The following is a 24,751-nucleotide window of genomic DNA, read 5'->3' on the forward strand; positions in this document are numbered from 1 at the left end:
GAATATATGGATAACTTTCAAATAGAAACTGCTCAAAATGTGAGCATTTATCAGAATGTTGCAAGCATAGGAGATCGTATACTAGCATACATTGTCGATTTGCTTATAATTATTGCTTACTGGGTTGTTTCCATTTTTATCATAGCTCAGTTTGGGTTAGACTCTCAAGCAATGGGTGATATCTGGGCATACTACCTTGTATTAGGGCTACCTATATTTTTATACTACATACTTTTTGAGACCTTCTGGGATGGTAAAACACCGGGTAAAGCTGTGATGAAAATAAGAGTAGTAAAACTAGACGGCTCAAAACCAGGTTTTGGGAGTTACTTTGTAAGATGGCTTATGCGCATTATAGATATAGCTGGCTCTTCTGGAGGGATTGCTGTAGTAAGTATTCTTATGAGTGATAAGGGGCAAAGACTAGGTGATATGGCAGCAGGTACAACAGTCATTACAGAAAAGAAGCGAGCACGTCTATCAGACAGTCTTATTGTAGACATACCAGAAAACTATATACCTACTTATCCTCAGGTTACCGTTTTTAATGATAAGGACGTACAACTTATTAAAACGCTCTTTAAAGATGCTAAGCGTAATGGAAATCACAACGTGATCATAAAACTAGCAGACAGACTTAAAGAAAAAATGGATGTCACTCCAGAAGAGACTAATGTAGCTTTTGTAGAGCGTGTGCTTGCAGACTATAATTATTACACACAGCAGTAAATGGAGATTACCACCATTATAGACATACTAGGTACGGTCTCGTTTGCCATATCTGGAGCACTTACCGCTATGCGTAAAAAGCTTGACGTCTTTGGGATATTAATTATCGCACTGGTTACCTCTGTAGGTGGAGGTACACTGAGAGATATACTCATAGGGAAGACGCCTGTAAGCTGGATGCTTAATATGACTTTTGTTTATGTGATTTTTGGAGCAACACTAGTAGCAATTATTTTTAGAAGCTATTTAAAATACGTGAGGAGATCTCTATTCTTGTTTGACACTATAGGTATTGCCTTGTATACCATTGCTGGAGTTCAGATTGCTACGGCAGCAGATTTACACCCTGTAGTTTGTGTGGTGCTTGGTACAATCTCGGCGTGTTTTGGAGGTGTGCTTAGAGATATACTCTGTAATGAGATCCCTATAATATTTCATAAAGAAATATATGCCACGGTGTGTATACTAGGAGGAAGCGTATATCTAGCCTCTTCCACAGCTGGCCTGCCGCAATCTATAGCAATGCTCGTTGCAGGTTGTATTATCATTATTGTAAGAACGCTGGCAGTAGTAAAGGAGTGGAGCTTACCTAGTGTATATAAAAAAGATTATTCTAAATAAACAAAAGGTCTCTGCGTGAGCAGAGACCTTAAGAAACCTAATAGACTCTTAGAAAATAGGTTTAAAATATTATAAAGGCTAATTCAAATAATTTAAAATCCTGATTTGAGTATTCAGTTGAGACTATTACTTATATATAAGACGTAAAAAAGTGCTCAATGTTTCATTTACATAGGGCAATTAACAATTATTTAACCGTAGTATCAGTAGATTAGGTCGTAAACAACAAAATCCCGAGACTCGATATCTCGGGATTTTTTGTTAGGTAGCATCTAAAATTAACACTAACCATCAAAACGAATTAAAAACGTACCTAACAAGTAAGTTAACTTATAATAGAGACGTTTAAAATAGCGGTCTGTTACACCGTAATAATTTTTTAACTTTACCTTATGTTAAAAACCACAATGGTTATCGGGGCATCCTTAAAACCTCAACGATATTCACATAGAGCAATCATCCGCCTTAATGCGCAAAATCATCCCGTGATTGCTGTAGGATTAAGAGGAGGAAAGGTAGGTGATATAGGTATCATCACTTTTGACCAAGCCATAGAGACCGTAGATGAGCTTAAAAAAGATTTAGATACCATCACACTTTACCTTAATCCGCAGCGGCAAGAGGCTTATTATGACTTCATAATTAATTTGTCTCCTAAGCGTGTCATCTTTAACCCAGGAACAGAAAATCCCGTATTTTATAAAAAGTTACAAGAGCACAATATCGAAGTTGATGTTGCTTGTACGCTAGTTTTACTGGGAACAAATCAGTATTAAAATGTTCTAGATTTTATAAGTACGCTTTCGCGAAAGCGTAATAAACTACTTTCTTATAAATAATAATCCTAAAAAGGTCAACGCACCGTTTAAGATTAATATAAAAAACCCAAATTCAAATCCCACTCCTGCCGAAAGCGTACTTATGATATATGCAAGAATAGGCGATGCAATGGCAACTACTGGGACAAACTTGTCTTTTACATCCCATTCTGTAAAGAGTCCACAAGCATAAAGGCCTAAGAGAGGTCCATAGGTATATCCCGCAAACGTAAATAGTTTTGCGATTACTGTAGCATCTGCAATTACGTATTTAAATATGATGATCACGGCAATGAGTACAAGCGACATTACAATGTGGATGCGTTTGCGCACTGCTACTTGCTTTACGGCATCATACTTTTTTTCTATGTCTAGTATGTCTATACTAAAAGACGTGGTAAGTGATGTAAGGGCGCTATCTGCACTTGAATATGCAGCTGCAATTAATCCTAGTAAGAAAACAATAGCGAGTCCTATTCCTAAGCCGCTATTTACAGCAATGGTAGGGAAGAGTTCATCTTTATGTGCGTCTATACCGTTTTGTGATGCATATACAGTGAGTAATAATCCCAGTGCTAAGAATACAAGATTTACAATGGTGAGAACGATTGTAAACCAAAACATATTTTTTTGAGCATCATCTAGATTACGACAGGTAAGGTTTTTTTGCATCATATCTTGATCCAGTCCTGTCATTACAATAGATATAAAGGCTCCAGATAAAAATTGCTTTACAAAGAAGTCACCGCTTTTCCAGTCGTCAAAAAAGAATATCTGACTCATATCGCTATTAGAAATAAGATCTAAAGCCGCTCCTGCGTTGAGCCCCATCTCGTCACTCACAAAATAGATCGCCACACCCACCGCAATAAGCATAAAGAGTGTTTGTAATGTGTCTGTCCACACAATGGTTTTGATACCAGCTTTAAAGGTATAGAGCCAGATAAGTATGATGGTGAGGGTAACTGTTACAAAAAACGGTACACCCATCTCATCAAAAACGAGTAGCTGTAATACGTTTGCAACTAGGTATAATCTAAAACTCGCACCTATAATTCTGCTTAGTAAAAAGAAGGATGCTCCAGTCTTATAAGAATAGGTGCCAAATCTCCCTTCTAGATAGGTGTAGATAGAAGTAAGATTCAATTTATAGTAGAGTGGGAGTAGTACGAGGCCTATTACCGCATAACCGACAGTATACCCAAGAACGACTTGAAAATAGCTGAAGCTTGATGCCTCAATCCATCCAGGGACAGATATAAAGGTTACTCCAGATAGTGAAGCTCCTATCATCCCAAAAGCAACAAGATACCAAGGAGATTGCTTGCCTGCTTTAAAAAAATCTGTGTTAGAATCTCCTTTGCTCGTTAAGTAGCTTATGAGCATAAGCACACCAAAGTAACCAGCAATAAGAAGTAATATATGTAAGGGCTGCATATCAATTATATTAAGAATACGAATATACTCTTTTGATAAATGATTGCAGATTGTGCAGTTAAGATTTCTCTATACAGAGCTTCTCTTACTCATAACGTAAAGACTCTACAGGGTCAAGCTTTGCTGCCTTTATTGCGGGAAATAAACCAGATAATATTGCAATTGCAAATGTGATAATAGTCGCTGCAATAATTGCTCCCCAAGGAGTGGTAAATACAAAGTCTGCAATAGAGGCTATAAGTGCACCTATACTTATACCTAGTACAATCCCTGTAAGACCTCCTAGTTGCCCCACGATAATTGCCTCGTATAAGAACTGTGCTGCAATGGTAGATTTTTTTGCTCCTAGCGCCTTACGCACGCCTATCTCACGTGTACGCTCTGTTACAGAGACAAGCATTATATTCATAAGTGCGATACAAGATCCAAAAATCGTAATGATACTTATTACCCAGGCAGCCACATTAAGCACACCCGTTATTTCGGCTATTTGATTAATAAGGTCGTCACTGCGTCCTATACCAAAGTTGTTTTCTTCTATAGGGGTAAGCCCACGTATGTTTCTAAAGGTGAGTATCGCTTCTTCTTCGGCGCTATCTAGAAGTTCTGCGTCTTCTACCATTACACTCACGTTGTAGTTTATGTTAGGTTGTGTAAACATTGTTCGCGCTACTTGTATCGGTATTAGAACTCGCAAGTCTTGATTGTTGCCAAAGGTGGCTCCCTTTTCTTCAAGCATTCCTATTACGTTAAATTTGGTGCCACGTATACTTATGGTTTTCCCTATGGGGTTATCATCCTTAAATATATTTTTATAAAAGTCACTTCCTAATACACAAACACGTGTATTGTTATTTATATCAAAAGAGGTGAAGTTTCTACCCTTTTCTAGCTTGAGGCCGGAATTATTTAAGAAGTTTTCATTTACACCTACTACGCTTGCTTCTGGATCTGTCTTTTCATTTTCATACTTCACTTCTGCAGTTCGTGTTCCTTGAAAAGAGATAGCCGTACGTGCGGTAGGGTAATTATATTGCTCTGTAAACTCTTTTACCTGGCGATAACCTATAACGGGGTTAATTACTTGCTTTTCATCAGAGCGTCTAGAGGTAAACTCATAACGTTGCAGGTTAAAGGTGTTACTCCCCATACTTGCAAAATCTGAGCTTATTGTATTTTCAAGCGCCTTTACAAGACTTAAAATCCCTACCAGTGCCGTGATACCTATGGCAATGATAAATACAGTCAAAATAGTGCGCAACAGCTGACTTTTAATACTGTCAAAGGCGATTCTTAAATTCTCGCGAAATAGTGAAAACATAGGTTCAAGTATGAATTAAGCATTTCAGAAACACAATTGTCTCTGTACACAATGTACGATAAGACTATTAACTCGTCAAAAAGTTACCAAACTTTTCAAATAATTCTCTCGTGGCTTCATTTTTTAAGATATTTGCGAGTGCATTTTAAATATGCCACAACCGCAATTTTTGTGGTAAATCACATTAAAAAAAAGAGATATACGCTTTCGCGAAAGCATAAAAAAAATTCAGGTAGTCTTTCCTTCTATTAATTTTGAAAGTAATTACCTTAAAGAATACGACTGTAACATATGAGTACAAAACCTTCTATACCTAAAGGAACCAGAGATTTTTCACCAGAAGAAGTTGCAAAGCGCAGCTATATTATGAACACCATACGCACCCAGTTTCAGCATTTTGGTTTTCAACCTATCGAGACGCCTAGTTTTGAAAATAGCAGCACCTTGATGGGGAAGTATGGAGAAGAAGGTGACCGCTTGATATTTAAGATTCTTAATAGTGGTGACTATTTACGTAAGGTGAAGGATGACGCTTTCGCGAAAGCGGACTCTACAGCACTCACACCACAAATTTCAGAAAAAGCACTTCGTTACGATCTTACCGTGCCTTTTGCGAGATACGTAGTACAGCACCAAAATGACATCGTTTTCCCTTTTAAACGTTTCCAGATGCAACCTGTATGGAGAGCAGATCGCCCACAAAAGGGACGTTTCCGCGAGTTCTATCAGTGTGATGCAGATGTGGTAGGAAGTGATTCTCTATGGCAAGAAGTGGAGTTTGTACAGTTATACGATGCTGTTTTTAGCACATTAAAGCTAGAAGAAGTGACTATCAAGATGAACAACCGTAAGGTACTTTCTGGTATTGCAGAGGTGATAGGCGCAAGTGATAAACTCATAGATTTTACCGTAGCGCTGGATAAGCTTGACAAAATAGGAGAGGAAGGTGTGACTAAAGAAATGCTTGCCAAAGGCATTACTCAAGAGGCGATAGATAAAGTAGCATCGTTGTTTACACTATCTGGCACTTTTGGTGATCAGCTAGGGACGCTTAAAACCTTGCTTGCAGATTCTGAGACGGGAATGGAAGGAATAAACGAATTGCTTTTTATCAATGATGCTATAGAGAGCTTAGGTTTACAAACCGCAACACTACAACTAGACGTAACACTCGCACGCGGACTTAACTATTACACAGGTGCTATTTTTGAAGTAAGTGCTCCAGAAGGTGTAAAGATGGGAAGTATAGGTGGCGGTGGTCGCTATGCAGATCTTACAGGTATTTTTGGACTTAAAGATATGAGTGGCGTGGGGATCTCTTTTGGTTTAGATCGTATTTACCTTGTGATAGAAGAGCTAGGCTTATTTCCAGAAGAGGCCACAGAAGGTGTAAAAGTGTTTTTTGTAAACTTTGGAGATCAAGAAGCTGGTTATGCAATGCAAGCGATAAGCAAGCTACGCCAAGCAGGAATCTCAGCCGAGTTATATCCAGATGCTGTGACGAGCAATAAGCAAATGAAAAAGCAAATGACGTATGCAAATCGTCGCAATATTCCGTTTTTAGTACTTGCTGGAAAAGAAGAGATGGATGCAAAACAATACACACTCAAAAATATGGCAGAAGGCTCACAAGAGACTGTAACCATAGACGAGCTAGTAGCAGCTTTGAAATAAATTTAAACAGAGCCAGCCTATAAGAAAGGAAAGGCTCCGCCACTAACGACTATTGACATAACACCTATGAACATCGATTTTAAAAAACTCCTTCCGCATATTCTAGTTGTACTTGGCTTTATAGTCGTGGCGCTAGTTTACTTCAATCCGGTGTTATCTGGAAAGCGCATTTATCAAAATGATATCAAGCTCTATGAAGGGATGGCAAAGCAACATCGTGACTTTAGAGCAGAGACGGGTGAGGAGACCTACTGGACTAATAGTGCCTTTGGAGGGATGCCTACCTACCAGATGGGAGCGAGGTTTGAGTATGATATGATGGATAAGTTGGACCGTGTGATTCGCTTTTTACCGCGCCCAGCAGATTATCTTTTTCTCTATTTTATCTCCTTTTATGCGTTAATGCTCGTGATGCGCGTCCCTTGGAAGCTCGCTGTAGTTGGTGCGCTTGCCTTTGGCCTTTCTACTTATCTAATTATCATTATAGGCGTAGGGCATAATTCAAAGGTGCACGCCATAGGTTATTTTCCGCTCGTACTTGCGGGTATTATACTCACGTATCAGAAACGATATCTCTGGGGATTTTTACTCACTGCTGTTGCAATGGGGCTAGAAATACAGGCTAATCACTACCAGATGACTTATTATCTAGGGTTGCTTTGTGTGATTTTAGGGATTGCATACCTCATAGATGCTATCAAGAAAAAACAACTTCCACATTTCTTTAAAGCTTCGGGAATATTAGTCATTGCCGTACTATTAGGTCTCGCTACAAACGCAACGACCTTACTTGCTACTGCAGAGTATGCAGAGACAAGTATACGTGGTGAGCAATTATTAAAAGATGACCTTGCCAAAGACGCCGTAGAAGACGGTCTTGGTTTTGATTATATCACGCAGTGGAGTTATGGAAAGCTAGAGTCTCTCAATCTCATTGCATCAGATTTTATGGGAACAGGTACTGCTGCCGATTTGGGGCGTGAGTCCGCTTTCGCGAAAAAGTTAAGCGAATTAGGAGTTCCTCCTAATGAAGTAAGTTACTATGCGCAAGGAACGAGATTGTACTGGGGAGAGCAACCGTTTGTAGAAGCTCCTCCATATCTCGGGGTAACAGTTTTTGCACTTGCATTATTAGGACTGTTTCTAGTAAATGGAAGACTACGCTGGTGGTTACTAGCAGGTATGATTGTTTCCTTAGTACTGAGTTGGGGAAAGAACGTAGAAGGAATTACACGTTTCTTTATAGACTATGTGCCGTTGTATAATAAGTTTAGAGCAGTTACGAGTATACAGGTGATTTTAGAATTACTGTTACCTATCGCTGCAATGGTAGGTTTACACAGATTTTTAAACGACCGAGTAGATCAAGCCGAAAAGCAAAAAAAGTTACTCATCGCTATAGGTTCGCTAGCAGGTCTTTTTGTGATACTCTACCTTTTTAGCGGAAGCTTATTTAACCTACGCTCTGCCGCCGAAGGACAGATGGCCATCGAGCAACCAGAAATATTAAATGCCATAAAAGAAGATCGCCTCGCTGTATTAAAAAGTGATGTGTTGAGGTCTTTACTATTTGTGCTTTTTATAGGAACCGCTTTGTGGTTAACGCTCAAGAAGAAGATTTCAGAAAACATTGCAATAATCACCATTGGTGCCCTCATAGTTTTTGACCTAGTAGGTGTAGATAGACGTTCTGTAAATGAAGAAAACTTCATCACCCAACGACAGTATGACCAAAACTTCCAGATTACTCCAGCAGATGAGGAGATGCTTAAGGATGATAGCTATTTCCGCGTGATTGATCTTGCTCGAGGATTTAATAATAGCCATACTTCGTACTATTTCAATTCGCTTAACGGATATTCTGCCGTACAACCGCGTACGATTGACGACTTATACAATCAGCAGATTGCTCAGGGTAATGCTGAGGTGCTTAATATGTACAATGTAAAATACATCCTTCAAGACAGCGAGCAGGGTATGGGGATAAGCAAAAACCCAGAAGCAAACGGCCCAGCTTGGTTTGTAAATGAAATACAGTACGTACCAGATTATAATGCAGAGTTTGAGGGGCTCACAAAAGTAGACACAAAAAATACAGTACTCATCCGTGAAGAATATCGTGAGGAACTAGGAAACTTCCAGCCGCAGCGTGATAGTACGGCGGTAGTGAAAACTAAAGAGGTACAGCCTAACAAACTGGTGTACCAAGTAGAAAATGGTAGCGATGGCTTTATGGTCTTTGCAGAGAACTATTACAAAAATGGATGGATTGCAACCGTTGATGGTGTAGAAACTACCATTTTACCAGTAAACTATGCCTTGAGAGGTATTAAAGTGCCTGCAGGTGCTCACGAAGTAGTAATGACTTTTGAGCCACAAGTGGTAAAAACCGGAGGGATGATTATGCTGGGTAGTAGTCTATTACTTTTCTTACTAGTTGCCGGAGGAATATTCTACACGGTAAAAAACCGTGATACAGAAGCACAGGCTTAATGAATAACAAGGTACTTATCATCGCATATTATTGGCCGCCCGCTGGTGGTCCTGGTGTGCAGCGATGGCTCAAGTTTACAAAGTACCTGCCAGAATTTGGGATAGAACCTATTGTTTACGTTCCGGAAAATCCTAGTTACCCTATTATAGATGATTCTTTAGTTGCTGAGGTTTCAGGTAAGGTGACTGTGATTAAACAACCTATTAAAGAGCCGTATGGGTGGGCAAGTACGCTTTCGCGAAAGCAAACTAAAACCATCTCATCTGGTATTTTACCTAAGGAAGGAAAGCAGAGCTTGTTACAAAAAGCGATGCTCTACGTGCGTGGAAACTTTTTTGTGCCAGACGCAAGAGTAGGGTGGGTAGCACCTTCTGTGGCATTTTTGAAAAAGTATATTGAAGAAAACGATATTCAAAAAATCATCACCACAGGTCCGCCACACAGCCTACATCTCATAGGCAACCAACTCAAAAAATGGAAACCCAACCTAACTTGGGTGGCCGATTTTAGAGATCCGTGGACGACTATTGGGTATCACGATAAACTCCGAATGACCGCCAAAACAAAAGCGCGTCACAAGCAGCTAGAAAAGCAAGTACTCACCACTGCAGATCATATCATTGTAACCAGCCCAGGAACAAAAAGAGAATTTCAAGCGATTACCGAAAGACCTATTACCGTTATCACAAATGGGTTCGATGATAGAGTAATCACTCCGCATCAACCTACAGAGCGGTTTGTATTATCTCACATAGGTTCTTTACTCTCAGAACGTAATCCGCAGTTGTTGTGGAGGGTGTTGAGAGCATTGTGTGATGAGGTGCCAGCTTTTGCTAAAGCGTTAGAAATACAACTTGTAGGCAAAGTAAGTCAAGAGATTATTGATGCTATAAAGAAAGCCGGTCTAGAGTCACAATTAAACCTTGTAGGTTATGTAAGTCATCAAGAAGCACAGCGTTTACAAGAACAAGCAGACGTCTTGCTCCTCATAGAAATTAACGCCGAAAAGACAAAAGGCATTATAGCCGGAAAACTTTTTGAATACCTAAGCGCACAACGACCTATAGTCGCTATAGGCCCAAAGGGAGCAGATATAGGAGCTATTATAGAAAAAACAGCAACAGGTAGTTTTGTAGATTACAGTCAAGAAATAAAGTTGAAATCTGTAATAAAAATGTTATTTACTGGTGACTACAAGTGCGCTAGCAATATAACCGAAGTAGCCAAATATCATAGAAGAGAACTCACAGCACAGCTCAGTTATCTATTAGCACAATTATAAAGGAATACTGTGGGAATCGTATTAAAACAATCTTTTCAGAATCTTGTCACGACCTACCTAGGTTTTGGTTTAGGTGCCGTAAACACGCTGTTTTTGTACGTAAACTTTATGAGTGACACCTATTATGGCTTGGTAAGTTTTATTCTTTCTACGGCTTTTATTTTAGTGCCTTTTCTAGCCTTTGGGGTTCAAAACACGATAGTCAAGTTTTACTCATCTTTTAAGGGAGAAGATCAAGATCGGTTTTTAAGTTGGATGCTGGTTTTACCACTATTTTTAATTTTACCCATTACTGGAATCACGTATTTCTTACATCAGCAAATTGCAGATTTCCTTTCGTCAAAAAATGAGATTGTAGCTGGCTACGTATGGTATATCTTCATTATCGCCTTGTCGTCGGCTTATTTTGAGATATTTTTCTCTTGGTCTAAAGTGCAGCTCAAAAGTACGTTTGGTAATTTTTTAAAGGAGGTTTTTCATCGTTTGGGTGTGACCTTACTCCTTGTTTTACTGGCTTTTTCTATCATAAATGTGGATACTTTTTTAGTGCTTACGGTTGCCATTTATGTAGTGAGAATGATTGTGATGCTACTCTATGCCTTTAAGCAACGAAAGCCTATTTTTACGCTTTCGCGAAAGCGTAATCCCTCAAAACTTGATAGACAGCGCACCGCTATTATAAAGTACTCAACGCTTATCATTATTGCGGGTTCTGTGGCGACTTTGCTTATCGATATAGACAAGTTTATGATAGGTAAATATGTGGCGATAGAAAATGTAGCTTACTATGCAGTTGCTATCTACATCGCAACGGTGATAGGTGTGCCTGCGAGGGCAATGCACCAGATTACGTACCCGATGGTGGCTGGTATGCTCAATAATAAGCAATGGGATGAAATGCGCATACTTTACAAAAAAAGTAGTCTGAGTTTATTAGTGATTTCTGGCTTGTTATTTTTACTAATATGCTGTAATATCAAAAGCCTTTATCTCATTGTAGGTCCAGCCTATGCGACGGCACTTTATGTAGTACTTTGTATAAGTGCTTCAAAACTTTTAGATAACTGTCTGGGTATAAATAATGCTATTGTATTTAATAGTGATTATTATCGAATTGTACTGGCAATAGGAGTTGTGGCGGTAATTGTAGCAGTAATTTTAAATATGGTGTTGATTCCCACACTAGGGATAAATGGTGCTGGAGTGGCAACGCTTATCGCAACAGTAGGCTACTCGCTTGCCAAATTACTTGTGGTACAGGCCAAATTTAAAATGCAACCATTTTCTAAAAAGTCGCTATTAACCTTTGGAGTGATTGCTACCTTGTTTTGTGGGTTTTACTTTTGGGATTTTTCTTTTAATCCGCTAGTGGCAATTGCTGTAAAAGGCACTATGTTAGGAAGTATATACCTCATACTTTCTTATAAACTCAAACTTTCTCTAGATATTAATAATGCGATTGATAGCGTGCTTGGTACTGTGTTTAAAAGATAGAAACTTTGCTTAATAACATAGAAAAACCCCGATTTACAATTGTAAATCGAGGCTTTAACAAACCAACCAAAGTTATCGTTAGTATTTGAGGATTAATAATTATCCTCGTACACGTATATTTTTATTCTTCTTAATCTTTGTATTTCTTCCGTTTGCACGCTGTGCTCTATGTGTGCGGTAGTTATAATCTACAAGATCTACAATGTGACCTCTTCTATTATAAATCACCTTCATATCTCCTACGCGATCTAGACGACCATTATTATATCTCAAGGCAACAGAACCTATCTGTCTTACTTTACCACGACGGTTGTAATCTATGAGATTGCGACCTACTTTATAAATTTCACCTTGACGGTTATACTTTACAAAGGTGTTATTTCTGTAAGGATATGTTACACCGTAAGCGTGTCCTGGCGTACCTTGATTAAAACCTCTGCGCCCTTGTGAGCGAGTTTGATATCTATTACCACGTTGTGTAAAATCAAACTGTCCATTTGTATATACTTCAAAGGTGATACCTCGCTCAGTAAATGTGATAGACTGTGGTACATTGTAACGTGGCCCTCTTTCTGTAGTGTGATCGAGATCTGTCACTGTGTTTGCTTGTGCAGTCATTCCTCCTAGAAACAATACTGCGATTAATAGCTTTTTCATAATATAAAAGTATTAGGGTTGATACGTTACCGTCTTTCGGTGTACGCTTGCTAGTTAGTTTGCAATCAGCGTGCCAGAAATAGAAAAACCTTGTTACGCACAGTGTTTATAGGTGTTTACGCTTTCGCGAAAATGTAATGAAAATTAAGTCAAACTATATAAAAGATGTGCTTGTTGTAAAGTATAAATTGCCATCGTTTGGATTGGCAAGAGAATAGTCTAATTAATTAGTAAAATTTTCTTATTAAAGTTAATAGAAAGCATATGTTCTTAATTTATATCCTATTTTTGTTATGTTAGCTATAACAACGACAAACATTGGAAAACGACGGCGTATATATTGCGAATATTGAATCTCTATCTTATAGAAATTTCAAAGGAGTAGAAAACATCAGTTTTTTAACAGATGATAATGATATTTATCCTTGGACAATTTTTTTAGGTAATAATGGAACAGGTAAAACTAATCTACTAAAAATTATTTCTTCTTTTGAATCGGAGGTGGAGAGAGACATTCGTGAAGAGGGTCATACTATTTCTATTATTCATCTTCCTATTTCTTTAGTTGAAGACCATTCATATGCTTCTAAATTAATTTATAATTCTAGAGAATATCTGTGGGAATCAGAATATAGTATAAATGGTAGCTCTATGAGATATCATGATAACGAAAAATTTCCTGGGATATTAATTTATGCTTACGGTGTAAATAGGAAGTCATCTAAGAATTCTAAAATTTCATCAAAAGAAAAGATAGCTAATAACAAAACATTATTTAATTCAAATGTCAGTTTGTTAGATCTTGATGAGTGGCTTCTTCAAACTGATTACGCAGTAAAAAACGGACAAAAAAGTGCAGAAAGACGACTAGAGCTTATTAGGGAGGTTATTACCGGAGAAATTTTTCCTGAAATTACAAACTTCAGATTTGAAACAAATGAAGAGTTAAGTAATTATGTAGAGTTTGAAACTGCAGAAGGTTGGTTCCAGTTAAAGAATTTAGCTTATGGTTACCAATCTACTTTATCTTGGATTATCGACTTTTGTAAGAAAATGTTTGATCGCTATCCGGATTCTCTAAACCCTTTAAAAGAACCTGCGATAGTTTTAATAGATGAAATAGATTTGCATTTACATCCTTCTTGGCAACGGTCTATAACAAAAATATTATCCAATCTTTTTCCTAATACTCAATTCATAGCTACTACTCACAGCCCTTTAGTTGTGCAATCGCTCGAAGAAGCTAATGTCTATGTTTTAAATAAAGATGTAGATGGGGTTTCTGTTTCAAGAATGCCAAATAAAACTTTTGTTGGCTGGAGCATTGAGGATATTTTAAATAAAGTTATGGGTCTAGAATCGAAAGTAAAGTCTGACGAATATCTTGATCTTATGGAGAAGTTTGATAGAGGTTTAGATAACGGAGATTACAATCAATCTAAGGAAGCATTTGATAAACTTATGGATATACTTCCAGAGGAAGATATACAGAAAAGAGTTTTGTCTATGCAAATTCAGCAATTTCCAGAGGCTAGATGATTAAATTAGCACTTTCTGAAAAACCCATTGAACTCACTCAAGAAGAGCAGAACCGCCTCACCCAAGAATTTAAAGATTCTGGGAAGAAAACAACAGTTTATAAAAAGTCTTATATTGAGAAAGCTGTTAAAGCGTTAGCATATGGTAAATGCTGTTTCAGTGAGATAAAGCTAGATACGAGAAGCACATATACGGAGATTGAGCATTTTTATCCAAAAGATTTGTATCCTGATGAAGTAGTTCGGTGGGGTAATCTAGTCCCATCTTCAAAAAAATGTAACACTTCAAAGAGTAATACTGACACTAAAAAATTCCCAATTATCAATCCCTTTGAGGATAATCCTAGAGAATATATTTTTTTTCTAAGTGGTCGTTTGTATAGTAGAGATACTGAAGGGATTGGACAGAATACTATTGATTACTGCGCACTTAACGATCGCCACCATTTTGTTACGCCTCGTGCAATTCTTTCGTTACTAGTAGTAGATGATTTAGAGGCAATTTATAGATTAAATTTTATTGATGGGGATATCACACAATTAAGTCAACGAAGACAAAAAAATCAAATCAATAGAATCAAAGGATATTTTGCTGGAATTAATAGAAAAGCAGAATTTTCTGCTTGCACAGCTACGTCTGTAATAGATGCTCCCTTCTTTAGTGATTTGATAATTGCTTTGAAGAATAATCAGTTTTGGGATGACGAATTTGAAACAAGTCTTCAAGAAATAAATTTTTGTTATTTAGGTAAATAAGGATTTTAGTTGTTTTGTAATGTTATTGCTGTTCATAATCCAGAAACTTACTCTTAAGCTCTGGAGTAGGGATCATACAGGCTTCTTTTTTGCCAAACCATTTATAACGATTACGGGCAATAAAATCATAAACCCCATCACGCAAGAATCTCGGAAGAATTAGAAACACTACAAGCAAAGGCCAGCCCGCAGAGAGTTGCTTTGCAATGCGAAGCGCCGCCGTAGATTTTGCATATGCTTTATCTTCAGTTACTAAAATGATAGAGTCTACCTTATTGAGGTCTATATGATGTTTTTCAGCAAGTTCTTTTCCTATCTCGCTTTGCAATGGCGCATATCTAAATATATCCTTCTTATCACGTTGTATAATAAAGGTGATGGCACCGTTGCACAAATTGCAAACTCCGTCAAAAAGGATGATTTTTTTAGTCATACTAATGATAGGCTATTACTTAGCATTCTTCTTCTTGCGTTGTACGAGCTCTAGTTGTTCTAGAGAGACGTTTGTGGTAAACATCCCATAATCTACGGTGGCTTTACCTTTTTCTATAGCGTCTATCACTCCCACAGCCTTCCCGTCAAACATACGCACACGATCTCCTTCTCTTAAAATCACCTTTGGTTTTACAACCTCTGGTGCTGTTTTCTTCGCCTCTTTCTTTTTCTCACGTATAACCTTTACGTGCTTTTCAGCTTCTTTTTTTGTGGCTAGTTCTTTTGCTTTTTGTGCCTTGGCTTCCTTTGCACTTTGTTTCTTACGCTTACTATTTTCTATCTGTACGATTTTCATAAACTCGGCTACGAGTTCGCGTTTTTTCTTATCGTGATAGAATTTTTTGCTTATGCCATCTAGCTTTGTACCTAAGTAAATCAAGCGCTGGTTGCTGTCATACAGTTCTTGGTAAGCCTCTAGCTTGCTTTGTACCTTCTCGTTTATTTCGGCGAGTTGAGCTTTTTCTTTTGCGGCTTGTTGTTCTTTCGCTTTAAGCGAACTAGTAGTCTTTGAGAGTTTACTGCGCTCCTTTTGTAGGTTTGCAATACTCTTGTCAAAACGTATTTTGCCACGCTCTACCTTTTTCTTAGAACGGTTTATAAGCGAGTAGGGGATGCCATTTTTTTGTGCTACCTCAAAGGTAAAAGAGCTTCCCGCTTCTCCCATATGAAGTTTAAAAAGTGGCTCCAGCGTGCGTGCGTCAAAGAGCATATTTGCATTTACAATCTCTGGCGTCTCGTTTGCCATCATCTTGAGATTTGCATAGTGCGTCGTGATAATACCAAAGGCCTCACGCTCGTGAAAAACCTCAAGAAACGTCTCTGCCAGCGCACCACCCAGCTCAGGATCTGACCCTGTACCAAACTCATCTATAAGAATAAGCGTGTTTTTATCACACTTCTTAAGGAAGTAGTTCATATTCTTAAGGCGGTAGCTGTAGGTACTTAAGTGATTTTCTATACTCTGGTTATCACCTATATCTGTAAGAATCTTGTTAAAGAGGCACATTCTAGAATACTCGTGTACCGGTATAAGCATACCACTTTGTAGCATTACTTGCAGCAGCCCTACGGTTTTCAAAGTGATACTCTTACCGCCGGCATTAGGCCCAGAAATCACAATAATCCGACTGCCTTGATCTAGGTGTATGTCTTGGGGATACGTCTTCTCATTTTTTGCATTGTTATTAAGAAGAAGTAGTGGGTGATAGGCATCTTTTATGGTAAGTTCTCTATCTGTAGTAATTTTAGGAAGTAAGCCATTCAGCTTTTCGGCATACTTCATTTTTGCGGCTATTACATCTATGTCGCTCAGTAGCTCTTGATACTCCTCAAAAAGCGGGATGAAAGGTCGCATCGCATTAGTAAGTTCTTTAAGAATACGTTTTACCTCCTCATCTTCCTCAAAAATGAGGTTGTTGAGTTCGCGCTGCGCTTGCAGTGTGGCTTCTGGTTGTATATAAGTAATGCTCCCCGTTTTTGAGCTACCCATAATAGAACCTTTTACTTTACGTCTATGCATTGCAGTTACAGCAAGTACACGCACATTATCTACTATAGTCTCACGTATATCATCTAGATAGCCATAACCAGCATACTGCCCTAGCGCGCTAGAGAAGCTCGAGTTTATGCGGCCTTTAGTTTGGTTTATTGCTCTACGCAAGGTGCCTAGGGTAGGTGTTGCATCATCGCGCACTTCACCATACTTATCTATAATTCTTGTGACAGCGTCTATAATCGCTGTGGTATACTCCGTTTCCCTTACAGTATTATAAAGCGTAGGGTAGAGTTCTTCAAACTTTTTAAAAAACTTGAGGTGAATATTTACCGTCTCAGAGATGCTAGATAGTTTTTTAAAACTCCCTTTCTCAAGGGTACTATCTTCTATGGCTAGGTATTTTAACTCGTGGTCAAGACTATCAAAGCCGTGATTAGGTATTGCACTATCTGCCGTTCTAGAAGACAGATACTCATTAGTCTGATGAAGGCCAAAAAGCGCTTGCTTAGGTGTAGGGTAGGGCTCTATGGTGAGCGCTTTTGCTATACCTTTTTCTGTCGTACAACGCTCAGAAACCTGCTCACAAACAATATCAAATTCTAAGTCTTGAAGTGTCTTTTTATTGATTTTTATCATAGGGATCTCGCTTTCGCGAAAGCGTAATAGAACCACAACGGCTCTTTAATTATTTCTTTTTTCTCTAGCTTTGAGTTGTCTAATAGCAATGACAAACTCTTATACAAAAATACGGATTATGCACGTAAATATAGAAGACAGCTGGAAGCAAGAACTCACTACCGAATTTGAGAAGCCTTATTTTAAATCGCTTGCCTCATTTGTAAAGGAAGAGTATGCTACCCACACCTGCTACCCACCGGCTGGGGAGATTTTTGCAGCCTTTGATCATTGCCCTTTTGATAAGGTAAAAGTTGTGATTATAGGCCAAGATCCCTACCACGGAGCTGGACAGGCTAACGGACTTTGCTTTTCTGTACAAGATGGCGTAGCGCATCCTCCATCACTTAAAAATATCTTCAAGGAGCTTGAGACAGATATGGGACTACCTACACCAGCATCTGGTAATCTAGATAGATGGGCAGCACAAGGAGTTTTACTTCTTAATGCAACGCTTACAGTAAGAGCAGACGAGGCAGGATCTCATCAAAAGCAAGGCTGGGAGCAGTTTACAGATGTGGTAATTGATACGCTTTCGCGAAAGCGTGAAAACATCATTTTCTTACTCTGGGGAGGTTTTGCCAAAAAGAAAGGAAAGAAAATAGATGCTTCAAAACATTTTATACTACTCTCTGGGCATCCATCACCGCTAAGTGCAAACCGCGGTTACTGGTTCGGTAACAAGCATTTTAGTAAAGTAAATGAGATTTTACTAAGTAAAGGAGAAGCACCAATAAACTGGTAAAACAAGACATAAAAAAAACGACGCCGAAAATTTGAATTAGCTTTCAGCGCCGTTCTTAACTTAATATATAATTAGCTTACTCTTCTTCCTCAGTTTCTACTTCTGACCCCTTGTTGCAAGAAAACTGTAGCAGTAAAAAATTTACAGCGACTAGAATTCCTATAACAATAAAAAACGTCGTCATCTAGGGTATTGAAGGTTGGTTGTTGTGCTATAGATGCACAGAAATAGGAATGGTTGCGTATAAAATCAAAAAAATTATAAATTAATCTTAAATTTATTTATATCTATCTGATTTTCAATCATTTTTAGATCAAATATTTTTGACTGCACACGTGATAATTCTTCGTTTGTTATTTGGTTTTGAGACCAAGTGGTCATAGAGAGCCATTGCTGTATGTCTTCTAGTTGTTGCTCATATCTATTTGCAAGTGTACGATCTATAGAAGGTATTTTCTTAAAATCTGCTGTAACGGTATTAATTACATCGAGCACAATCTCTATGGATGCTTTATGTGCTTCTATAAAATCTTCTCTACCTGCAATTACAAAACAACTCCAGGGTGTAGGAAAGTCACCTAGACGTCTAAAGATACCTTTATCTACGACAGGTTTTGTGGTAAAATGCTCCCACATAAAATAGTCTGCAGTGCCCTCTGTGAGTGCTTCTATCGCACCCTCTAGGGTGTTAATTACATTAAATTTAAGCTTGCTTGTATCCCAGCCGCGCTGTTCTGCTTGTACGTGTGCCATTACGTGCGAGCCAGACCCATAACGACTTATGGCACAGGTCGCGTTCTCAAGTTCTTCTATACTTTTAAAATCGCTATTTGCTGCTACGTGTACTCCCCATTGCAGCGGTGAAGAAACGTACACTTGTAATATTTTTGAAGGATTGCCATTTGCGATGTCTTTTATGATCCCTCCTGTGAGGATAACAGCAAGATCAATCTCCTTGTTGCGCAGTGCTTTATTCATAGCTCCAGTTCCTTCTGGAAACATTATCCACTCTAGGTCTATGCCGTGATGAGCAAACATTCCATCCTCTATAGCAAGATGCCAAGGGAGGTTAAAGTGTTCTGGTACTCCGCCTATGCGTATTTTAATCATATATTAGGTATGCTTATTCTTTAAGTAGTCAAAAATAGCATATTGTGACCTAATAGCCGTTTTATTTTCATCCTGCTGTCCCACATATGTATTTGAAGCCACAGCATCTTGTATGCGGGCTTTAACCGTATCTTCAAGTTGTAGGGTTAATATATCTAGTAATTCCTTCTTACAGTTAGGCTGTGTGATAGGTACAAGTACTTCTATACGTCTATCTAAGTTACGCGTCATAAGGTCTGCACTTCCCATATACACTTGCTCTTCACCACCGTGATAAAAATAATAGATGCGACCGTGCTCTAAGTATCTATCTAGTATAGAAGTCATATAGATATTCTCACTGAGCCCTTCAATACCAGGTACAAGAGAGCTAAACCCTCGTACCAGCATACGTATTTTTACTCCAGCCTGACTAGCTTTATACAGCAACTGAATCATTTCTTTATCCTCGAGGCTGTTGATTTTTATTTTAATTTCGGCTTTTTTACCTGCTTGAGCATATTCTATCTCATCATAAATAAGCTTTTCAAAAGTACGACGCGTGGTAAACGGACTTACAAGTAAGTGTTTGTTGCGCGGTACAATAAGGTCTCCCTGTAGTACTTTAAATACCCTATCTAGCTCTTTGCTTAACTTCTTATTTGCAGAGAAGAAGCCGTGATCTGCATATACTTTTGAGGTTTTTGCATTAAAGTTACCAGTGCCTATGTAGATGTATCTTCTATTTTTACCTTCTTCTTTACGCTTTACGAGTAAAATTTTAGAATGTACTTTTATTCTAGGGTAACTGTAAATAACTACCGCGCCTTTCTCTTCAAATTTTCTTCCCCATTTTATGTTATTTTCTTCATCAAAACGTGCTTTGGCTTCTATAAAAATAAATACCTTCTTACCGTTATCTAAGGCTTTAAGTAGGGCAGAGGTGAGGGGTGACTCATCTGCAACACGGTAAAGGGATATTTTAATCTCTGTTACATCTGGGTCTATAGCCGCTTGCTCTATAAAGCGCTCAACATAGTTAAAAGACATAAAAGGAAAATGCACGAGATGGTCACGTTCTTTTAATGCTGTAAAATAATCGTCTGTATGGGCTAGCGTGCTGTGTGGTATGGAAGGTTGTTCTTGATAATGAAGTTTTGGGTTATCTGTAGGGTCGGGAAAACTAAAAAAATCATTAAAGTTATGATAGCGACCTCCAGGCATCATATCTACTTTACCCACTTTGAGCAATTTTCTTAAGCGCTTTGCATCTTCTTTATCCATAGACGCGTCATAGAGTAGCCGCGTAGGTTGTCCTCGGTGTCTTCGTTTTAAAGATTCATAAATACGCTCTGCAAGTATACCATCTACCTCATCATCTAGATATAACTCTGCATCTCTAGATATTTTTACCTCGTAAATTCCTCTAATAGTTTCGGCAGGAAAAATATCTTGCATTTTATGATGAATGATATCATCTATAAACGTGAGATAATGCGCTCCATTTTCTTCATATAGCTCTAGAAAACGATTTATTTTATCTGAAGGAATATTTACAAATCCTACCTTTTGAGTATCCTTAAATAGAACATAAAAGTATAGCGCTTGATCCTGCAAGAAGATATCACCTTGTTTTACATTTACTACAGTTACTTCTAGAAGAGGTTTTAATTTTTCTTCATAGAAACCATCAATAATAGCATCGTGCTTTTCTGTATATAATTTTGAGGTAAGAAGATGTATGCCATTTGCCTTAAGCTCTGGTATAATATGTAGCCTAAAGACCTTGCCAAAACGCTCTTGCTGAGTATTTACAGTTTTTTTTATCTCTTTTACAATCTTATTAGGTCGTAGTGAGAGTTCTTTACGTATCTTCTTTTTTACACGTTTAAGCTGGCGTAGTTGTGACACGCGCACACGAAAAAACTCATCCAGATTAGTAGAGTAAATAGCAAGAAACTTGAGGCGTTCATAAAGCGGATTATTCTCTACATCTTCTGCCTCTTGTAATACACGCTCATTAAAAGCAAGCCAGTTTATATCGCGATGCTTAAAATTAGTTTCATCTAGATTAATCATAGAGCAATTTTCACAAAAGTACAAAAGCGATGTCCCTACAGTTTTAATTAAGTGTTAAATACGGTCTAAAACCTCTTCTATAAGCTTTTCGGTTTGTGTTGTAGGTTGTGTGCTAAAGGTTTTATTAACTCTATTTGCTAGGATACAATTAAGAGATATAGCTCTATGTCCCAGTAATTTTGCGAGCCCGTAAATTCCAGAGGTTTCCATTTCTAGATTTGTAACGCGCAGGTTGAGTCCGCTTTCGCGAAAGCTAAAAGAACCCAATTTATCATTCATCTCAACGTCACTCGTCTTAAGTCTAAGCATTCTACCTTGAGGCGCATAAAAACCTATGTTTGTAGCAGTAAAACCTTGGTAAAAATCTGGCTCATTAAATTTTGCTGCTAGCGTTTCATCACAAGAAACTACGTAAGGAGCACTCTTTTCTGGAGCCCAGTCCATATGTTTTATAAACGCTTCTTGTATCTCAAAGTGCTGTATGTGCTTACTATCATAAAAATGTAAAAGCGCATCTAGTCCCATTGCGTAACGACTTATTAAAAACGAGTCTACGGGGATGTCTTTTTGAATCGCCCCACTTGTACCAATACGTATAATATCAAGTGTTGTGTGCGTATCTTTTACAGCTCTAGTCTCTAGATCTATATTTACAAGAGCATCTAGTTCATTAAGGACAATATCAATATTATCTGTACCTATACCGGTTGATATGACGGTAATCTCTTTTCCTTTATAGGTTCCAGTAGTAGTTTTAAACTCTCTCTTTTGTGTTGTAAATCGTATACTGTCAAAGTACTTTGTAACCGTATCTACACGATCTGGATCACCTACGGTGATAATTGTTGTAGCAATATCTTGCGGTTTAATATTAAGATGATAGATACTCCCGTCTGGGTTAAGTATAAGTTCTGAAGAGGCTATGGCCATATTATAATTTTGTAAGCTGGTGGTTATTTTCATCATAGGTGTAATCATACTTTGATACACCACCTAGGTTGCAAGAATAAGCGATTTTTTGAAATACATTTTTACCCTTATCCAGAATGTTATTAGACTCTTCTGTGAGAGTAAGTACATCATTCTCGAGGATGAAAAATGGTCGCATTCTAGTTATCATTTTAAATAGTTGTATATCTCCATACCCATAGTAACCTTGGTAATTGAGCATATAACCACATAGTTGTTTTTCTGATTTAATTTCATACTTGCGTATGAGTCTAAGCATATTTGTTTCCAGTGTGTTAAGTCCACTCTGCACGTGCGGAAACCGCTCCTTGTGTGCACTTATACAGTTAGATAAATAGGTGAAGCTAGTATCTTTTGCACGTTGTGGCTTAAGTTTTAAGTGATCATTACCGCAGTATAGTCTCCATAAATCATCTGCAAGAAAGATATCGTGCTTTGTAAGCGTAGTCTTGTCTTTATAATGAGCCAGTAGTTGCTGGTCAGATAATTGCGAGAGGCCTTTAAGCTCTTTTTCGCCAGATACACGACCACTGCACACAAGTGAGACAATACCTTTGTAATTTATAGCACGTAAAAAACTTATACAGGCAAGCATATTAATATGACAAAAGAGATCATATTCAAACCATAAGACGACTTCTTCATATAAATGGGCATCTGCAACAATAGCTAGCTGACTACCAAAGATATCATCATAAGATCCAGCGTGCTCCGGGTAATTTGATTCAAAAAAGGATATACGTGCCGCTCTAAACTCCTCACTGGCTAGGTTTGCCACCGTCTTACCTTCACACAGCAGCTCTCGCCATACCGCATAATCTCCTTTTACTTGCATTGCAAGTAATCTATCATTAAGGCTATCGCCGTTTGTAACGTGTAAGAGTTGTGACATAGGGATGGTGTATTTACTTGCGGTTAAGATACGTTTATCCGCCTACACGTTTAGTTTTAAAACCTTTGTCTTTCAGAAAAGACATAATGCGATCTCTATAATCACCTTGTATAATGATACTTTCATTTTTAAAACTACCACCTACACCTAGTAAAACTTTAATCTCTTTTGCAAGAATTTTAAAGTCTGAGGTAGCGCCGGTATACCCCTCTATAATCGTGATAGGTTTTCCTTTGCGCTTCTCATATTTACAAATGAGAGGATCATCTTGTATCCAGAGGGTATCTTCTATGTCAAGATTTTCTGTAGCATCTTTTTCTGGAGTGTGATCCGGAAAAAGATTCTTTAATTGATCACTTAAGTCCATACTTATTCTTTAATCAACCCTATTTCTACAAGGCGCTGGTGTAAAAATTCTCCAGCAGTAATATCTTCAAAAGCCTTTGGGTGGTTCTCATCTACACATTCGTCAAGGCAGTTAAGCTTCATATCAGACCTAGGGTGCATAAAGAAAGGTATACTGTAGCGAGCCGTTCCCCATTGCTCTTTTGGAGGGTTTACCACACGGTGTATAGTAGAACGTAATTTATTATTAGTATGACGCTCTAGCATATCACCTACATTTATTACAAGCTCATCTTCATTAGGTATGGCATCTATCCACTCACCATCTTTACGTAGTACTTGCAATCCTCCGGCAGAGGCTCCCATAAGTAAGGTTATGAGGTTTATGTCACCGTGAGCACCTGCACGTACGGCACCTTTAGGCTCTTCGGTAATAGGAGGGTAGTGTATAGGTCTTAAGATGCTGTTTCCGTTTCTTGCCCAGTGGTCAAAATAAAACTCATCAAGACCTATATATAAAGCCAGTGCACGTAGTACATAAATCCCTGTTTTTTCTAGCATACGGTATGCTTCCATACCTTTTTCATTAAAGGCTGGTATCTCACTTACTATCACATTTTCTGGATACTCCTCAATAAGATTTGCATCTTCATCTGCCTCTTGTCCAAAATGCCAAAACTCCTTTAAGTCACCTTCTTTCTTTCCTTTTGCGTGTTCTTTACCAAAAGAAATATAACCGCGCTGGCCACCGCCACCTTCTATTTCATACTTCTTTTTTGTAGCCTCTGGAAGAGCAAAAAAGTCCTTTACATTCTTATATAAATCATCTACAAGCTCATCATCTAGAAAATGGTTCTTAAGGGATACAAATCCTATTTCTTCATATGCCTTACCTATTTCTTGAACAAATTTATCCTTAGTTGCAGGATCATCGCTCAAAAAATCTGCAAGGTTTACACTTGGTATATTATTCATCTTGTAATCTTTACTGTTGTGTGGCGAAGGTAAGCATTTTTAGGGGCTTAACAGCGTTTTTCACATTTTGGAGCCTCAAATTGTTAGTAACTTTTTGTACGCTTTCGCGAAAGCGTATTGCAATACATTAACACTTTCTTTATGTTAATTTCATTAGTAATTGATTCTCAA

21 protein-coding genes are annotated in these 24,751 nt (G+C 38.1%); 10 read left to right on the forward strand and 11 right to left on the reverse strand.

Features of this window, described 5'->3' with window-relative positions; genetic code table 11:
- Positions 1-6: 6 nt before the first annotated feature.
- From I597_RS09520 to I597_RS09530, 3 genes are all read left to right on the forward strand, one after another.
- Complete coding sequence (locus tag I597_RS09520; RefSeq protein ID WP_035324944.1) at positions 7-729, forward strand: RDD family protein; 723 nt, start codon at positions 7-9, stop codon at positions 727-729.
- The gene (locus I597_RS09525) at positions 730-1,350 is read left to right on the forward strand and encodes a trimeric intracellular cation channel family protein (RefSeq protein WP_035324943.1); all 621 of its coding nucleotides are present in this window, start codon (positions 730-732) and stop codon (positions 1,348-1,350) included.
- 392 nt (positions 1,351-1,742) lie between these two features.
- On the forward strand, positions 1,743-2,126 hold the full coding sequence (locus I597_RS09530) for a CoA-binding protein (RefSeq protein WP_035324942.1): 384 nt from the start codon (positions 1,743-1,745) through the stop codon (positions 2,124-2,126).
- A 45-nt stretch (positions 2,127-2,171) separates the two neighbouring features.
- Here I597_RS09530 and I597_RS09535 read toward each other — a convergent pair whose 3' ends face one another.
- Both I597_RS09535 and I597_RS09540 read right to left on the reverse strand, forming a co-directional pair.
- Positions 2,172-3,605 (reverse strand): sodium:solute symporter, encoded by a 1,434-nt coding sequence (locus tag I597_RS09535; RefSeq protein ID WP_035324941.1) that lies wholly within the window; start codon positions 3,603-3,605, stop codon positions 2,172-2,174.
- Positions 3,606-3,690: 85 nt separating this feature from the next.
- Positions 3,691-4,926 carry an ABC transporter permease gene (locus tag I597_RS09540; protein ID WP_035324940.1) on the reverse strand — a complete coding sequence of 412 codons (1,236 nt, stop codon included), beginning with the start codon at positions 4,924-4,926 and terminating at the stop codon, positions 3,691-3,693.
- A gap of 291 nt (positions 4,927-5,217) precedes the next feature.
- Here I597_RS09540 and hisS point away from each other — a divergent pair, with 291 nt between their 5' ends.
- The 4 genes from hisS (at position 5,218) to I597_RS09560 (ending at position 11,870) form a co-directional block, all read left to right on the forward strand.
- On the forward strand, positions 5,218-6,600 hold the full coding sequence (gene hisS / locus I597_RS09545; RefSeq protein WP_035324939.1) for a histidine--tRNA ligase: 1,383 nt from the start codon (positions 5,218-5,220) through the stop codon (positions 6,598-6,600).
- A gap of 66 nt (positions 6,601-6,666) precedes the next feature.
- Entirely contained in the window at positions 6,667-9,093 is a 2,427-nt protein-coding gene (locus tag I597_RS09550) for a YfhO family protein (RefSeq protein ID WP_035324938.1), read from the forward strand.
- Entirely contained in the window at positions 9,093-10,376 is a 1,284-nt protein-coding gene (locus I597_RS09555) for a glycosyltransferase (protein ID WP_035324937.1), read from the forward strand. The genes I597_RS09550 and I597_RS09555 overlap by 1 nt, the downstream gene beginning before the upstream one ends.
- 9 nt (positions 10,377-10,385) lie before the next feature.
- The gene (locus I597_RS09560; protein WP_035324936.1) at positions 10,386-11,870 is read left to right on the forward strand and encodes a lipopolysaccharide biosynthesis protein; all 1,485 of its coding nucleotides are present in this window, start codon (positions 10,386-10,388) and stop codon (positions 11,868-11,870) included.
- Between the two features lie 99 nt (positions 11,871-11,969).
- Here the strand turns inward: I597_RS09560 and I597_RS09565 are convergent, their stop codons facing one another.
- Positions 11,970-12,527: a hypothetical protein gene (locus I597_RS09565; RefSeq protein WP_035324935.1), complete on the reverse strand. Its 558-nt coding sequence runs from the start codon at positions 12,525-12,527 to the stop codon at positions 11,970-11,972.
- Positions 12,528-12,845: 318 nt separating this feature from the next.
- On the opposite strand from I597_RS09565, the gene I597_RS09570 reads away from it, so the two are divergent.
- A complete protein-coding gene (locus I597_RS09570; protein ID WP_035324934.1) occupies positions 12,846-14,066 on the forward strand; it encodes an AAA family ATPase in 1,221 nt (406 codons plus the stop codon).
- Positions 14,063-14,821 (forward strand): HNH endonuclease family protein, encoded by a 759-nt coding sequence (locus I597_RS09575; protein ID WP_052111704.1) that lies wholly within the window; start codon positions 14,063-14,065, stop codon positions 14,819-14,821. Before I597_RS09570 ends, I597_RS09575 begins: the two co-directional genes overlap by 4 nt.
- 22 nt (positions 14,822-14,843) lie before the next feature.
- On the opposite strand, the gene I597_RS09580 is transcribed toward I597_RS09575, so the two are convergent.
- Together I597_RS09580 and I597_RS09585 are read right to left on the reverse strand one after the other, a co-directional pair.
- Positions 14,844-15,254, reverse strand: coding sequence for a thiol-disulfide oxidoreductase DCC family protein (locus tag I597_RS09580; protein ID WP_035324933.1), 411 nt, complete (start codon positions 15,252-15,254; stop codon positions 14,844-14,846).
- A 15-nt stretch (positions 15,255-15,269) separates the two neighbouring features.
- Positions 15,270-17,447 carry an endonuclease MutS2 gene (locus tag I597_RS09585; protein ID WP_035324932.1) on the reverse strand — a complete coding sequence of 726 codons (2,178 nt, stop codon included), beginning with the start codon at positions 17,445-17,447 and terminating at the stop codon, positions 15,270-15,272.
- Positions 17,448-17,565: 118 nt separating this feature from the next.
- Between I597_RS09585 and I597_RS09590 the strand changes: the two genes are divergently transcribed.
- Positions 17,566-18,231, forward strand: coding sequence for a uracil-DNA glycosylase (locus tag I597_RS09590; protein WP_035324931.1), 666 nt, complete (start codon positions 17,566-17,568; stop codon positions 18,229-18,231).
- A 258-nt stretch (positions 18,232-18,489) separates the two neighbouring features.
- Here the strand turns inward: I597_RS09590 and I597_RS09595 are convergent, their stop codons facing one another.
- The 6 genes from I597_RS09595 to I597_RS09620 are packed head-to-tail and all read right to left on the reverse strand — an operon-like array spanning position 18,490 to position 24,580.
- Positions 18,490-19,341: a substrate-binding domain-containing protein gene (locus tag I597_RS09595; protein WP_035324930.1), complete on the reverse strand. Its 852-nt coding sequence runs from the start codon at positions 19,339-19,341 to the stop codon at positions 18,490-18,492.
- A 3-nt stretch (positions 19,342-19,344) separates the two neighbouring features.
- Positions 19,345-21,399, reverse strand: coding sequence for a polyphosphate kinase 1 (gene ppk1 / locus I597_RS09600; protein ID WP_035324929.1), 2,055 nt, complete (start codon positions 21,397-21,399; stop codon positions 19,345-19,347).
- 54 nt (positions 21,400-21,453) lie between these two features.
- Positions 21,454-22,329, reverse strand: coding sequence for a nucleoside phosphorylase (locus I597_RS09605; protein ID WP_035328653.1), 876 nt, complete (start codon positions 22,327-22,329; stop codon positions 21,454-21,456).
- 1 nt (position 22,330) lies between these two features.
- Complete coding sequence (locus I597_RS09610; RefSeq protein ID WP_035324928.1) at positions 22,331-23,260, reverse strand: hypothetical protein; 930 nt, start codon at positions 23,258-23,260, stop codon at positions 22,331-22,333.
- Between the two features lie 34 nt (positions 23,261-23,294).
- Complete coding sequence (locus I597_RS09615) at positions 23,295-23,627, reverse strand: translation initiation factor (RefSeq protein ID WP_035324927.1); 333 nt, start codon at positions 23,625-23,627, stop codon at positions 23,295-23,297.
- Positions 23,628-23,629: 2 nt separating this feature from the next.
- Positions 23,630-24,580, reverse strand: coding sequence for an isopenicillin N synthase family dioxygenase (locus tag I597_RS09620; RefSeq protein ID WP_035324926.1), 951 nt, complete (start codon positions 24,578-24,580; stop codon positions 23,630-23,632).
- Positions 24,581-24,751 lie beyond the last annotated feature (171 nt).

This window comes from Dokdonia donghaensis DSW-1 (genome assembly GCF_001653755.1).
Taxonomy (GTDB): domain Bacteria; phylum Bacteroidota; class Bacteroidia; order Flavobacteriales; family Flavobacteriaceae; genus Dokdonia; species Dokdonia donghaensis.